Genomic DNA, 12375 nt, shown 5'->3' with positions numbered 1-12375 from the left:
CTCAGATGTGGTAGATGTCGATGACCTGGTGGATGTAGTCGTTGTTCAGCACCACCTTCTTGTAGGTGATCAGCGGCGCGTTGCCGGACACGTCCAAGGTGTAGAACGAGGTGCCGAAATAGGCGCTGGTCTGCTGGTAGCGGTGGCTCAGGGTGTGCCAGTTGAAGCGCAGCTCGACCGTGTCGCCCTGCTGCGAGAGCACCTCCAGGTTGGTGACCTGGTGGGTGGTGCGCGGCTCGGGGATGCTGGTCGCCCCGGAGCGCTCGGTCTTGATGCGGTAGACGCGGTCCTCGAGCCCCTCGCGGTTGGGGTAGTAGATCAGCGAGATCTCGCTCTGGGGGCCCTCGGTCAGCCGGTCGTCGTCATCCCACGCCGGCATCCAGAAGACCACGTCCTTGCTGTAGCAGGTCAGCCACTCGTCCCACTCGCGGTCGTCGAGCAGGCGGGCTTCGCGATGAACGAAGGCCTGGATGGTCAGAAAGTCGATGCTCATGGTGCCCTCCTCAGGATGCGCTTGTTTCAGCGGACGCAGTTGCGATGAACTGGCTGCGTTCCTTGTCGATGGCGCGCAGCATCTCCTCGACCCAGTGCTTGTGGTGCAGCACGTAGAGCCCTTCGTCCTCGGGTGAGGCACCGCTGAGCAGCGGCTTCATGTCGATGGCACGGGCGTTGTCGTCGGCGCCCTCGATCCACTGCTTGGCACCGCGGGAGAGATCGTTCCACTCGGCGTCGAGGCCGGCGTAGCCGTTCTGGCAGGCGCGGAACTCCTCCAGGTCATCCGGCGTGCCCATGCCACTGACGTTGAAGAAATCCTCGTACTGGCGGATGCGCAGGGCGCGGTTCTCGGCCGACTCGCCCTTGGGCGCGAAGCAGTAGATGGTGACCTCGCTCTTGTCCACGGCGATGGGCCGGATCACACGGATCTGGGTGGAGAACTGGTCCATCAGGTAGACGTTGGGGTAGAGGCAGAGATTGCGGGTCTGGTTGACGATGGAGTCGGCGCGCGCCTCGCCGAGCTCCTGCTCGATGCGCTCGCGCTGGGAGTAGACCGGGCGCACCTCGGGGTTGAGCAGGCGGGTCCACAGCATCATGTGGCCGTTCTCGTAGGAGTAGAAGCCGCCCATGCTCTTCGACCAGCCGTTGGCATCCACTGCCTTGGTGCCCCCGGCGTCGTAGTTGCGCCGCTCCATGGTCGAGGCGTAGTTCCAGTGCACGGTGCTGACGTGGTAGCCGTCGGCGCCGTTCTCTGCGCCCAGCTTCCAGTTGCCGTTGAAGGTGTAGGAGGAGGTGCCGCGCAGGATCTCGATGCCCTCCGGCGCCTGGTCGACGATGTTGTCGATGATCTTGGTGGTCTCGCCGAGGTACTCGGTGAGCGGGGCGACGTCGGCGCTCAAGCTGCCGAACAGGAAGCCGCGATAGTTCTCGAAGCGCGCCACGCGCTTGAGATCGTGGGAGCCCTCCTGCTTGAAGCTCTCGGGATAGGCGCCGGTCTTCTCGTTCTTGGCCTTGAGCAGCTTGCCGTCGTTCTTGAACGACCAGCCGTGGAACGGGCAGGTGAAGGTGCCCTTGTTGCCGCGCTTCTTGCGGCACAGGGTGGCACCGCGGTGGGCGCAGGCGTTGATCAGCGCGTGCAGCTCGCCCTGCTTGTCGCGGGTGATTATCACCGGCTGGCGGCCCATGGTGACGGTCATGTAGTCGCCCGGCTCGGCGATCTGGCTCTCGTGGGCCAGGAACAGCCAGTTGCCTTCGAAGATGTGCTTCATCTCCAGCTCGAAGAAGGCCGGGTCGGTGAACATGCTGCGGTGGCAGCGGAAGATGCCGTTCTCGGGGTCGTCGACGACGGCGCCGCGTACACGCTTCTCGAGACGATCAAGCTGTGCGGTCATGGCTCCAACTCCTCGTTGCTCTTGTCTTGGGTCGTGAGGCTCCCCTACCCACCGGCCCGGGGCCGGCGGGGGAGCACTTCATGGGGATGGGATCGGGTAGCGGCGGGCGCTCAGACCTCGGCGGTGCCGGCCAACTGGCTGGCCTGGTCCTCGGCGTCTTCCAGGGCCCGCGGGCGCTTGTGGCGGACCTGAAGCTCGGGGGCCTCGGTGCGCGCCAGCTCGACATCGAACACTACCTCGGAGAACGGACCGTCCAGTTCGCGCCTGGCGATCTCGGCCGGGTCCTCGATGCGATTCGCCGGGATGACCAGCTCCTCGCGGGTGGCGAAGGCGAAGTCGTCGAAGGTGTACGGGTCGCCGGCCAGGTTGATCTGGGTGGTCAGGTGGCGATGCCCCGGCGCGGAAATGAAGAAGTGGATGTGCGCCGGACGCTGGCCGTGGCGGCCCAGGGCCTTGAGCACCTGGTCGGTGGGGGCGCCTTCCGGTACGCCGTAACCGGAGGGGATGATGCTGCGCGCGGTATAGCGGCCCTGCGCATCGGTGACGATGGTGCGGCGCAGGTTGTACTCGCTCTGGGTCTTGTCGAAGAAGGAGTAGCCGCCCTTGGAGTCGGCGTGCCAGATCTCCACCTTGGCGCCGACCACCGGCTTGCCGTCGACATCGCGCACCTGGCCGGTCAGCCACATGGTCTCACCGTCCGGGTCCTGACCGTCGTCCATGCGCGCGAAGCCCTCGGCCTCGGGGGCACCGGCGACATACAGCGGGCCCTCGATGGTGCGCGGCGTACCGCCGTTGCGCTTGGCCTCGGCGTCGATGGCATCCTGACGCATGTCGAGATAGTGATCGAAGCCGAGTCCCGGCGAGAGCAGGCCGAACTGGGTCTGGCCGCCCAGCGCATTGAGCAGGCTGACGGTCGACCAGTACTCCTCGGGGGTGACGTCGAAATCGTCGATCAGCCGGTACAGGTCGGAGAGCAGGCGATGCATGATCTGCTTGGCACGGTGGCTGCCGCCCTGCTCGTCGAAGCCGGAGACGGCCTTCAGGAAGTTCTGCACCTCGGGGGTATCGAAGATCTTCACGGTCATGGGTCATTCCTCGTTGTCGTTGGTTGCCCTACGGGGCTGGCGTGATGCGTCGCGGCTCAGCTGTCGTCGTCGCGGATGGAGGACGGATGGCGGCACAGCGGCTTGACGCCGATCTCCATCCACGGGAAGAGCGGCAGGCCCGCGACGAGCTCCTGCAACTCGGCGTTGTCGCGCACGTCGAAGATGCTGACGTTGGCGTAGCTGCCGGCGACCCGCCACAGGTGGCGCCACTTGCCCTGGCGCTGAAGCTCCTGGGCGTACTCCTTCTCGCGCGCCTTGATCGCGGCGGCCTCTTCGGCCGGCATCGACGGCGGCAGCTTGACGGTCATTTCCACCTGGAAAAGCATGCGTGTGTCCTCCGGTTACTTGCGGGTGAAGTGAGCGAGCTTGTCCTCATCCAGGGCGATGCCCAGCCCCGGCCCGGTGGGCAACGCGACGCCGAACTCGCCGTAGGCCAGCGGTTCGGCGACGATGTCCTCCTTGAGCAGCAGCGGGCCGAACATCTCGCTGCCCCAGGCCAGCTCGGGCAGCGTGGCCCAGGCGTGCAGCGAAGCGGCGGTGCCGATGGTGCCCTCGAGCAGGGTGCCGCCGTAGAGGCCGATGCCGGCCGCCTGGGCGACCTGGGCCAGTGCCAGGGCGCCGCGCGGGCCGCCGGCCTTGGCAATCTTCAGCGCGTAGGCGCCATTGAAGCCGGCTGCGGCCAGGGTGAAACCGTCACGGGCGTCGGCCACCGCCTCGTCGGCCAGCATCGGCACCTCGAAGCGATTGGCCAGACGTACCAGACCGGCATGCTCGCGGGCGGGTATCGGCTGCTCGATCAGGTCGATGCCGGCCGCCTGCAGCGCGGCGATGCCGCGCACGGCGGTGCTCTCGTCCCACGCCTGGTTGACGTCGACCCGGACACTGGCTCGCTCACCCAGCGCCTCCTTGATCGCGGCCACGTGGCGCACGTCGTCGTCCACGCCCTTGGCGCCGATCTTGAGCTTGAAATCGCAGTGGCGGCGCTGCTCCAGGCGCTGGAAGGCCTCGTCGATATCGCGGGCGGTATCACCGCTGGCCAGCGTCCACAGCACCGGCAGGTGGTCGTGGCGCGCACCGCCGAGCAGCTCGGCCACGGGCAGGCCCAGGCGCTTGCCCTGGGCGTCGAGCAGCGCGGTCTCCAGCGCCGACTTGGCGATGGCGTTGCCACGCGCATGGCGGTCGAGACGGGCGCGCAGCGTGGCCACGGCGTCCGCCGGCTGGCCGATCAGCAGCGGCGCCAGGTAGGCGTCGATGTTGCGCTTGATGCTCTCGGGGCTCTCGGGGCCGTAGGCGAGCCCGCCGATGGTAGTGCCCTCGCCCAGCCCCTCGATGCCGTCGGAGTCGCGCAGACGCACGATGACCAGCGTCTGGCAGGCCATGGTGGTCATGGAAAGCTTGTGGGGGCGGATGGTCGGCAGATCGACCAGCAGCGTTTCGATGGACTCGATGACGGATGACATGCGCGCTCCGGAGTTCGGTGTTTCGATACCGTGGCAGTTTGATTGCCCCGGCGCGGCCGAACCAATATCGTTTAGGTCCCGAGCCATACCCTGGAGGTATCATGGAGCTGCGACATCTGCGCTACTTCTGCGTCGTGGCAGAGGAGCTTAACCTGACCCGGGCGGCAGCCAAGCTACATATGGCGCAGCCACCTTTATCAAGGCAAATCAAGCATCTGGAAGGAGAAATAGGCGCCGAACTGTTCGAGAGGAGCGCGCGCGGGCTGCGCCTGACGCCAGCGGGTCAGCTCTTCCATGAGCATACCCTGCAGATACTGGAAAAGATCGACACCACCATCGCCGCCACCCAGCGCCTGGCCCGCAGCAAGCGCAGGATATTCGGCATCGGCTTCGTTCCATCGGTGTTCTACGGGCAGTTGCCGCTGCTGGTGCGTGAATTACGACAAAAGGATAATGTCGAGCTGATGCTGGCTGAGCTGACCACGGTGCAGCAGATGAAGGCGCTCAAGAGCGGACGCATCGACATGGGCTTCGGCCGCATGCGCATCGACGACCCCGACGTGGAGCAGGAGAACCTGTTCGACGAGCCCCTGATGGCGGCCCTGCCCGAAGGCCACCCGCTGGCCGAGACCAAACCGACCCTGGCCCAGCTCGCCGAGTATCCGCTGGTGTTGTTTCCGGCCCAGCCGCGCCCGAGCCTGGCCGATATGACGCTCGGTCTATTCCGCCGCCGCGGCCTCAAGGTCACCGTGGCACAGGAGGCCAACGAGCTGCAGACGGCGCTGGCACTGGTCGCCTCGGAAATCGGTATCACTCTGGTGCCGGAGCAGGTCAAGCGCGTCCGCCGCGACGGCATCGTTTACGTCTACCTCGCCGACCCGGGTCTCACCTCGCCGGTGATCTGCAGCCGGCGCAAGGGTGAGGCCCCCTCGCCGATCATGCGCGAGGCCAATGCCATCCTCGAGGTGCTGGTGGAAAATCGCCGCAGCGGGCGCTATCCCTGAGGAGAAGCCACCGCCAGGCACGCTGCCCGGCTGCCATGGCGCGCCAGCAGCGTGAACTCCTCCAGCACCAACCCGGCGGCGTTGAGCTGCACCCGGAAGGGCTCCTCGTAGGTCACGCGGCCGAAATCGATGCTGGTGAGCCGCTTGAGCATGGGCTTGAAGCGCTCCATTGCGCGGGAGGGCCGCTGCTGGAAGGTCTGGGTGAAATAGAGACGGCCATCCGGTTTCAGCAGCGCCGTACAGTGGCGCAGCGCTCGCTCGGGCTCCGGCAACAGCATGAAACTGGCTGAGAAATAGACGGCATCGTAGGGGCCACCTTCGTGGTCGTAGACGGACTCAAGGCGCACCTGGGTGTGTTCACCCAAGGCAGCTTCCGCGAGCCGTCGCCAGGCACGCTCGATGTAGTCGGCGTCGATATCGATACCGGTGATGCGCAGCCCCTTGCGTCTCACCGTCTCGGCGTTGGCCGCCAGCGCCCCGGCCGTGCCGACCCCGACGTCCAGCAGCGCCGCCTCCTCGGGCAACCGCTCGAGCACTTCGGCGTACCAGCGTGCGGTGAGCCTGAGGATGAGAGTGTCGTAGATGAAGCTTCGCATTCGGGCTCCGTTTGTCGGCGCATAGGAACCCAGTGTAATCGTTGCGGCTCAGAGCCACGTCCCCGATTACTCCAGCGACTCGTAGGGCAGGCCGACGTAGTTCTCGGCAATGGTCTTGAGGCCCGCCTCCGAGGAAGTGAGGTAGTCGAGTTCGGCCTGCTGCATGCGAGTCTCGAAGCCCTCCTCGTCGGAGAACTTGTGCAGCAGCGAGGTCATCCACCAGGAGAAACGCTCGGCCTTCCAGATGCGCTTGAGACAGGTCTGGGAATAGCTGGGGATCAGGTCGGTACGGCCTTCCTGGTAGACCTTGACCATCAGCCGGTAGAGCGTGTTGACGTCGCTGGCCGCCAGGTTGAGCCCCTTGGCGCCGGTGGGCGGCACGATATGGGCGGCGTCACCCACCAGGAACAGTTTGCCATACTGCATCGGCTCGACCACGAAGCTGCGCAGCGGGGCGATGCTCTTCTCCAGCGAAGGCCCGGTAACCAGCTTGGCCGCCACGTCCTCGGGCAGGCGCCGCTTTAGCTCATCCCAGAAGCGCTCGTCGGACCACTCCTCGACCTTTTCGTCGAGTGGCACCTGGACATAGTAGCGGCTGCGTGTGGGCGAACGCATGCTGCACAGGGCGAAGCCGCGCTCGTGGCGGGCGTAGATCAGTTCGTCGGCGACCGGCGGGGTGTCGGCGAGCAGGCCCAGCCAGCCGAACGGGTAGACCTTCTCGAACTCCTTGATGCGATCCTTGGGGATCGACCGGCGCGAGACGCCGTGGAAACCGTCGCAGCCGGCTATGTAGTCGCAGTCGAGGCGCACGCTCTCGCCGTCCTTCTCGAAGGTGACATAAGGGGCGTCGCTTTCAAGATCATGCGGCTGCACATTGTCCGCCTCGTAGATCGTCGTGCCGCCGCTCGCCTCGCGAGCCTCCATCAGGTCGCGGGTCACTTCCGTCTGGCCGTAGACCATCACCGTCTTGCCGCCGGTCAACCCGGCGAGGTCGACGCGTACGCGGCGATTGTCGAAGGCCAGCTCGACGCCATCGTGAGGCAGGCCCTCCTCATCCATGCGCGCATCGACACCGGCCTCGCGCAGCAGGTCGACCATGCCCTGCTCCAGCACCCCGGCGCGAATTCGGCTGAGCACGTACTCGCCGCTCTTGCGTTCGAGAATCACGTTGTCGATGCCTTGGCGGCTCAGCAGTTGGCCCAGCAGCAGCCCGGAGGGGCCGGCACCGATGATGGCGACTTGGGTTTTCATGAGCTATGCCTCATTGTCTCGTCCGGGATGACATGAGTTGCATTTTTCAATGAAAAGAGAAGCGCTTTAAGGCAATATCCTTTTTATCACTTGGACTTTTCAAGCCATTCCGGCCGACTTTGGTCGTACCCGCCAGGCAGGAGGCGAGCATGTTCCAGCCAACGGAGACATCCGTTCCCGTTTTCAAGCTTTATGGCGAAACCCGTCACTGGCCGACACCCGACCTGCTGCACTGCGAGTCGATCCCCGAGCGCAGCCGGCTGCACGACTGGCACATCCGCCCCCACCGGCACGCAGACCTGGTGCACGTACTGCACATCGCCAATGGCCGAGTCGAACTGGAGCTGGAAGGCACGCAGCACACCCTTCATGGTCCTCTGGTGATCGTGGTCCCGGCGATGACCATCCACGGCTTTCGCTTCTCGCAGGATATCCAGGGCCACATCGTGACCCTGGCGCAGCCGCTGGCCGAGCAGCTTGGCCAACGCCTCGAAGAACAGGCCAGCGTGCTGCGGCACGCCGACTATCACCTGCTCGAACAGCCTCGAAAGGCCCAACGCCTAGCCGCCCTGGTCGAACAGATCGATGCGGAATACCGTCAGCCCGCGCCGGGACGCGACCGCATGCTGGAGTCCCAGGTCCAGGCCCTGGTAATCGAACTCTCCCGGCAAGCCGAATCGCACGCCCCCTCCGGCCTGCGCCAACGCGACCGTGGACACGAACGGCTGGCGAGTTTCCAGGCGCTGATCGAGGCGCAGTATCGTCAGCAGCCCAGCATCGAGCGGTTTGCCGAGCAGCTCGGCATGAGCAGCGCCCACCTCAACACGCTGTGCCGCCGCCTGGCGGACCGCAGCGCGCTGCAATTGCTGCACGAACGCCTGTTGCTGGAAGCCAAGCGCCAGCTCACCTACACCAACATGACCATCAGCCAGATCGCCGACAGCCTCGGCTTCTCCGAGCCGGCTTACTTCACCCGCTTCTTCAAGCGCAATACCGGCCTCTCACCGCGAGACTTCCGGGTGCGGCAGCATGCCGCCGAGGCCCAGAGACAAGACGCCCCCGATCAGGCCAGCTGAGCGGGGGCGGCGTCATGACGCAGCGCCCGGTTTGCAGGGCACTGCGTCGTTGCGTCGAACTTAGAGCAGGAACAGCGTGGTCAGTACCGGGAAGGCCACCAGCAGCGCCAGGCGCACGAAGTCCGAGACGATGAAAGGTGCCACGCCGCGGAAGATCTCGCCCAGCCCCACATGGGGCGCCATCGCCTTGATCACGAAGACGTTCATGCCCACCGGCGGGGTGATCAGCCCGAGCTCCACGGTCAGCACCGTCACGATGCCGAACCATACCGGATCGATCCCCAGCGACTGGATTATGGGGTACACCACAGGCACCGTGATCACCAGCATGGCGATGGAGTCCATGAACATCCCCAGCACGAAGTAGAGCAGCAGGATGCACAACACCACCACCATCGGGGCCAGGTCCGCGCCGTAGAGGAAGTCGCTGATCGAGAACGAGATCCGCGACACCGAGATGAAGTAGCCCAGCGTCTCGGCCCCTACCAACATGAAGAACACCACCGCGGAGAGCGCCAGAGTCTCCTGAACGCTATGCCACAGCCCGCTCCAGCGCATGCCCTTGAACAGCGCATAGAGCAGCGTGGCGAACGCCCCGACACTAGCCCCCTCGGTGGGAGTGAAGGCGCCGAAGTAGATGCCCAGGATCATCACCAGGAACACGGCGAAGAAGGGCACCAGCCCGCCCATCGACAGCAGCTTCTCCTTCCACGGCGTGGGCTCTCCCGCCACCGCAAGGGAGGGGCGCAGGCGCATCACGACGCTGACCGTGAGCGCATACATCACCAGCCCCATCAGCCCCGGCACCAGGCCGGCCATGAACATGTCGCCCACCGATTGCTCGGTGAGGATGGCGTAGATCAGCAGCGCGATGGAGGGCGGGATCATGATGCCGAGCGTGCCGCCGGCGGCCAGCGCCCCGGTAGCCAGGCCGCGGTTGTAGCCGTAGCGCTCCATCTCCGGCAGCGCCACGCGGGTCATGGTGCTGGCAGTGGCCAGCGACGAACCGGAGATCGCCGAGAAGACCCCGCAGGAGCCAATGGCAGAAATCGCCAGCCCCCCTTTCCACCCGCCGCAGATGCTGCGAGCAGATTCAAACAGTTTGCCGGCCATGCCGGAGTGCGCCGCCAGCACCCCCATCAGGATGAACATGGGCACGGCGCTGAAGCTGTAGTTGGAGAGCACTTCCACCGGCACCGTCTTGACCTGGGCGATGGCTGCATCCCAACTGATCACCTGGGCGAAGCCCACCACCCCGACCATCAGCATGGTCAGTGCCACGGGCACGCGCAGCACCATCAGCACCAGCAGCATGCCCAGCCCGATGGCGCCGATCATTTCACTCCCCATGGGAGACCTCCTGTTCGCTGCCGAACACTGCACCAAGCAGCGCATGGATCAGGCTGCGCAGGCCCAGCAGCAGGCTGAGCAGCGCGGCCGCCTGGTAGATGGGCCCCATGGGCAGACGCAGGTCCTGGGTGACCTCACCGTGGCGGGTCGCCGCCGCGGCCGAGTCGAGCAGGCCGATGAAGAGCACCAGCCCCAGCGCGGCGAAGCCCAGCAGATAGAAACCGTGCAGGCGATGCTTGATGGCAGGGGCGAGGCCATGGGAGAAGGCTTCCACCACCACTTGGCTCTTCTCTACGTTGGCCGCCATGGCCGCCAGCAGCGAACACAGCATCAGGTAGCTCACCAGTTCCACGCTGCCGGTTACGCGCAGGGCAATGGCTCCTTCGGTCAGACGGTAGAGATAACGTGTGCCGACATCGGCGATGGTCACCGTCAGCAGCGCCAGCAAGGCGATGCCGGCGACGACACGGCAGACGAGGGCCAGCCAGTGGCTGGCCCGTTCGAGGAACGCCTGCATGGCTTACCCCTGATCTTCCGCACAGGACTCGCTGGCGGCAAGCGCGGCCTCGTAGACCTCACGCGCCGGAAGACCACGCTCCTCGACCTGGGTGAGGTAGCTTTCGATCCCCTGCTCCAGCGGCGCCTGCCAGTCCGGGTTTTCCAGCGGGTTCTCGATCTCGCGGATGGTGTGGCCGGCGTCCCTGGCTTCCTGCTTGCCCTCGACGTCGAGCCGGTCGAAGACGGCACCGGCGTTCTCGGCCCATTTCATGCCGGAGTTGGCATCGATTACCGCCTGCTGCTCGGGGCTGAGCCGGTCGTAGCTGTTCTGGCTCATGGTGGCGACGAAGATCAGCGTGTAGAACGGCACTTCGGTGTGATAGTTGACCAGCTCGTTGATGCGGAAGCCCTTGAGGCCCTCCCACGGGAAGCTCAGGCCATCGACGACGCCACGCTGCATGGCGGTGTAGATCTCCGGCGCCGGCATACCCACCGGGTTGGCGCCCATGGCCTCGAGCATCTCGCCGGCCACGGCAGTGGGGCGGCGAATGCGCAGTCCCTCGAGGTCGGACGGCACTTGAACGTCGGTATCGATGGTGTGGATTCCGCCCGGCCCGGTAGTGAACATGAACAGCGGCCGCGTGTCGCCATACTCCTCGTCGAGATGGCCGTCGTCGTAGAGGGTCTGGAGCACGCAGGCGCCCTGGGTAGCGGTGCCCGCCACGCCGGGCAGTTCGACGATCTGCGACAGCGGGAAACGGCCGGCAGTGTAGCCCTGTGCCGTGGCGCCGATATCGGCGATGCCGTTGCCTACCGCCTCGTAGATGGCGTCGGGCTTGGCCAGGGTACCGGAGGGGAACATCTCCACGCGCAGCTCGCCGCCGGACTCCTCCTCGATGGTGTCGGCCCAAGCCTCGAAGATGTCCTGGTTGATGCCCGAGGCACCCGGCCAGAAGTGGGCCATGCGCAGGGTAGTCGCGGCCTGGGCGGAAGCGGTGGTGATGGCAGCGATGGAGGCTGCCAGCAGGCAGCGGGACAGGACACGGTTCATGGGTGCCTCCAGGAGATCGTTGTAATGAACATATCGATTGTTCGCTATACGAATTTACGTTCGTATTATCGGCTAAACTACCTCACTACCGACGACCTCGTTAATCGACTTTAGTCGATGTCGTCAGGATTTTTTCCCATCGCGCACATTTGCTGGCAAAAACCCACGGCTTACCAGGATTTTCGGCTCGCTTTCTTGGACTTTTCGCTGCTCACGGCACCCGGTCACCTGGGCGGATTTACCCACCCAGGCCGAACAACTCCCCATAGCGCAGGCCAATGAAAGCATGCTCGCGCATCAGCATCTCGGCCCGGGCGCCCTCGCCGTGGCGCAGCGCCTGCACCACCAGTTCATGCTGCACCTGGGCCAGCTGCAGCTTGCGGTATTCGCGATCCAGCGCCTCGCTGTCGATGACGATGGAGTCCGCCGCGGCGAAGGGCAGATGATTGTTGCGCGCGATGGCATCGCCGATCACCGGGCTGCCGGAGGAGCCGACGATGGTCTCGTGGAAATGCCGATTGAGCTCGCTCCACACGTCGACGTCGCGCTCTTCGAGGTAGCCCTTGGCCAGCAGCTCCCGCCCCTTTTGGATCCAAACTTCCAGTTTGGCATCCAGCGCCGGTGAAAGCCCCTGCTCGGCCAGACGCCGGGCCGCCAACCCCTCCAGCACCCCGCGAACCTCCACCGCACAAAGCACGTCTGCTTCGGTGAACTCCCGCACCATGAAGCCCCGCTTGCCTGCCCGCTGCAGCAACCCCTCCTGCTCAAGGGTACGAAAGGCCAGGCGCACCGGCGTCCGTGAGACCCCCAACTGTTCGGAAACCGCCACCTCGCCGAGGCGCTCGCCCGGCTGGTAGGCCCCCTCGCCGATCAGCTTGCGCAACCGACTCACCACGCTCTTGTCGCTGTTACTCACCCGATCTCCTTGATGCTCTTGCACATTCTTGTTGATTCGGACTTGGATCCAACTAAAGCATAAGTTGACCTATTATACGGCATGAAGCTCTACTTTGGATCCAAACATAACGTTCCTGACCGTAGACATTCCTGACATAGAGGGTAGCGCCGCTCCATGCCACGACATGAGCCAATACCCC

General features: G+C 65.1%; 13 protein-coding genes. 2 read left to right on the top strand and 11 right to left on the bottom strand.

What is annotated here, in order from left to right; all coding sequences use genetic code 11:
* Position 1: 1 nt before the first annotated feature.
* The 5 genes from benB to KPL81_RS19285 form a co-directional block, all read right to left on the bottom strand.
* A complete protein-coding gene (gene benB, locus KPL81_RS19305; protein ID WP_219793519.1) occupies positions 2-493 on the bottom strand; it encodes a benzoate 1,2-dioxygenase small subunit in 492 nt (163 codons plus the stop codon).
* Between the two features lie 10 nt (positions 494-503).
* Complete coding sequence (locus KPL81_RS19300) at positions 504-1886, bottom strand: Rieske 2Fe-2S domain-containing protein (RefSeq protein ID WP_209474328.1); 1383 nt, start codon at positions 1884-1886, stop codon at positions 504-506.
* A 110-nt stretch (positions 1887-1996) separates the two neighbouring features.
* Positions 1997-2971, bottom strand: a complete 975-nt coding sequence (catA, locus tag KPL81_RS19295; protein WP_219793518.1) for a catechol 1,2-dioxygenase — start codon at positions 2969-2971, stop codon at positions 1997-1999.
* 56 nt (positions 2972-3027) lie between these two features.
* Positions 3028-3318, bottom strand: a complete 291-nt coding sequence (gene catC, locus KPL81_RS19290) for a muconolactone Delta-isomerase (RefSeq protein ID WP_159554963.1) — start codon at positions 3316-3318, stop codon at positions 3028-3030.
* 15 nt (positions 3319-3333) lie between these two features.
* Positions 3334-4452: a muconate cycloisomerase family protein gene (locus KPL81_RS19285; protein ID WP_219793517.1), complete on the bottom strand. Its 1119-nt coding sequence runs from the start codon at positions 4450-4452 to the stop codon at positions 3334-3336.
* Between the two features lie 101 nt (positions 4453-4553).
* On the opposite strand from KPL81_RS19285, the gene KPL81_RS19280 reads away from it, so the two are divergent.
* A complete protein-coding gene (locus KPL81_RS19280; RefSeq protein WP_219793516.1) occupies positions 4554-5456 on the top strand; it encodes a LysR family transcriptional regulator in 903 nt (300 codons plus the stop codon).
* Here the strand turns inward: KPL81_RS19280 and KPL81_RS19275 are convergent.
* On the bottom strand, positions 5447-6052 hold the full coding sequence (locus tag KPL81_RS19275; protein WP_219793515.1) for a class I SAM-dependent methyltransferase: 606 nt from the start codon (positions 6050-6052) through the stop codon (positions 5447-5449). The genes KPL81_RS19280 and KPL81_RS19275 overlap by 10 nt on opposite strands.
* A gap of 66 nt (positions 6053-6118) precedes the next feature.
* On the bottom strand, positions 6119-7303 hold the full coding sequence (gene pobA / locus KPL81_RS19270) for a 4-hydroxybenzoate 3-monooxygenase (RefSeq protein ID WP_219793514.1): 1185 nt from the start codon (positions 7301-7303) through the stop codon (positions 6119-6121).
* 149 nt (positions 7304-7452) lie between these two features.
* Here pobA and KPL81_RS19265 point away from each other — a divergent pair, with 149 nt between their 5' ends.
* Positions 7453-8379: a helix-turn-helix domain-containing protein gene (locus KPL81_RS19265; protein WP_209474355.1), complete on the top strand. Its 927-nt coding sequence runs from the start codon at positions 7453-7455 to the stop codon at positions 8377-8379.
* Positions 8380-8439: 60 nt separating this feature from the next.
* On the opposite strand, the gene KPL81_RS19260 is transcribed toward KPL81_RS19265, so the two are convergent.
* The 4 genes from KPL81_RS19260 to KPL81_RS19245 form a co-directional block, all read right to left on the bottom strand.
* Positions 8440-9729 (bottom strand): TRAP transporter large permease, encoded by a 1290-nt coding sequence (locus KPL81_RS19260; protein ID WP_219793513.1) that lies wholly within the window; start codon positions 9727-9729, stop codon positions 8440-8442.
* Positions 9719-10246, bottom strand: coding sequence for a TRAP transporter small permease (locus KPL81_RS19255; protein ID WP_219793512.1), 528 nt, complete (start codon positions 10244-10246; stop codon positions 9719-9721). Before KPL81_RS19255 ends, KPL81_RS19260 begins: the two co-directional genes overlap by 11 nt.
* Before the next feature lie 3 nt (positions 10247-10249).
* Entirely contained in the window at positions 10250-11278 is a 1029-nt protein-coding gene (locus KPL81_RS19250; RefSeq protein ID WP_219793511.1) for a TRAP transporter substrate-binding protein, read from the bottom strand.
* A gap of 238 nt (positions 11279-11516) precedes the next feature.
* Positions 11517-12194, bottom strand: a complete 678-nt coding sequence (locus KPL81_RS19245) for a GntR family transcriptional regulator (protein ID WP_219793510.1) — start codon at positions 12192-12194, stop codon at positions 11517-11519.
* Positions 12195-12375: the final 181 nt, after the last annotated feature.

It is taken from the genome of Billgrantia antri, assembly GCF_019430905.1.
Classification (GTDB): Bacteria; Pseudomonadota; Gammaproteobacteria; order Pseudomonadales; family Halomonadaceae; genus Halomonas; species Halomonas antri.
Note: the sequence above shows the minus strand (reverse complement) of the source record. Positions and strands in the feature narration are given on the sequence as shown.

What these genes read in the sequence shown, in the direction of transcription:
- KPL81_RS19285 (WP_219793517.1), bottom strand. Translation starts at nt 4,452, where the DNA reads ATGTCATCCGTCATCGAGTCCATCGAAACGCTGCTGGTCGATCTGCCG.
- KPL81_RS19275 (WP_219793515.1), bottom strand. Translation starts at nt 6,052, where the DNA reads ATGCGAAGCTTCATCTACGACACTCTCATCCTCAGGCTCACCGCACGC.
- KPL81_RS19300 (WP_209474328.1), bottom strand. Translation starts at nt 1,886, where the DNA reads ATGACCGCACAGCTTGATCGTCTCGAGAAGCGTGTACGCGGCGCCGTC.
- KPL81_RS19250 (WP_219793511.1), bottom strand. Translation starts at nt 11,278, where the DNA reads ATGAACCGTGTCCTGTCCCGCTGCCTGCTGGCAGCCTCCATCGCTGCC.
- KPL81_RS19280 (WP_219793516.1), top strand. Translation starts at nt 4,554, where the DNA reads ATGGAGCTGCGACATCTGCGCTACTTCTGCGTCGTGGCAGAGGAGCTT.
- KPL81_RS19265 (WP_209474355.1), top strand. Translation starts at nt 7,453, where the DNA reads ATGTTCCAGCCAACGGAGACATCCGTTCCCGTTTTCAAGCTTTATGGC.
- KPL81_RS19260 (WP_219793513.1), bottom strand. Translation starts at nt 9,729, where the DNA reads ATGGGGAGTGAAATGATCGGCGCCATCGGGCTGGGCATGCTGCTGGTG.
- KPL81_RS19255 (WP_219793512.1), bottom strand. Translation starts at nt 10,246, where the DNA reads ATGCAGGCGTTCCTCGAACGGGCCAGCCACTGGCTGGCCCTCGTCTGC.
- benB (WP_219793519.1), bottom strand. Translation starts at nt 493, where the DNA reads ATGAGCATCGACTTTCTGACCATCCAGGCCTTCGTTCATCGCGAAGCC.
- catA (WP_219793518.1), bottom strand. Translation starts at nt 2,971, where the DNA reads ATGACCGTGAAGATCTTCGATACCCCCGAGGTGCAGAACTTCCTGAAG.
- catC (WP_159554963.1), bottom strand. Translation starts at nt 3,318, where the DNA reads ATGCTTTTCCAGGTGGAAATGACCGTCAAGCTGCCGCCGTCGATGCCG.
- pobA (WP_219793514.1), bottom strand. Translation starts at nt 7,303, where the DNA reads ATGAAAACCCAAGTCGCCATCATCGGTGCCGGCCCCTCCGGGCTGCTG.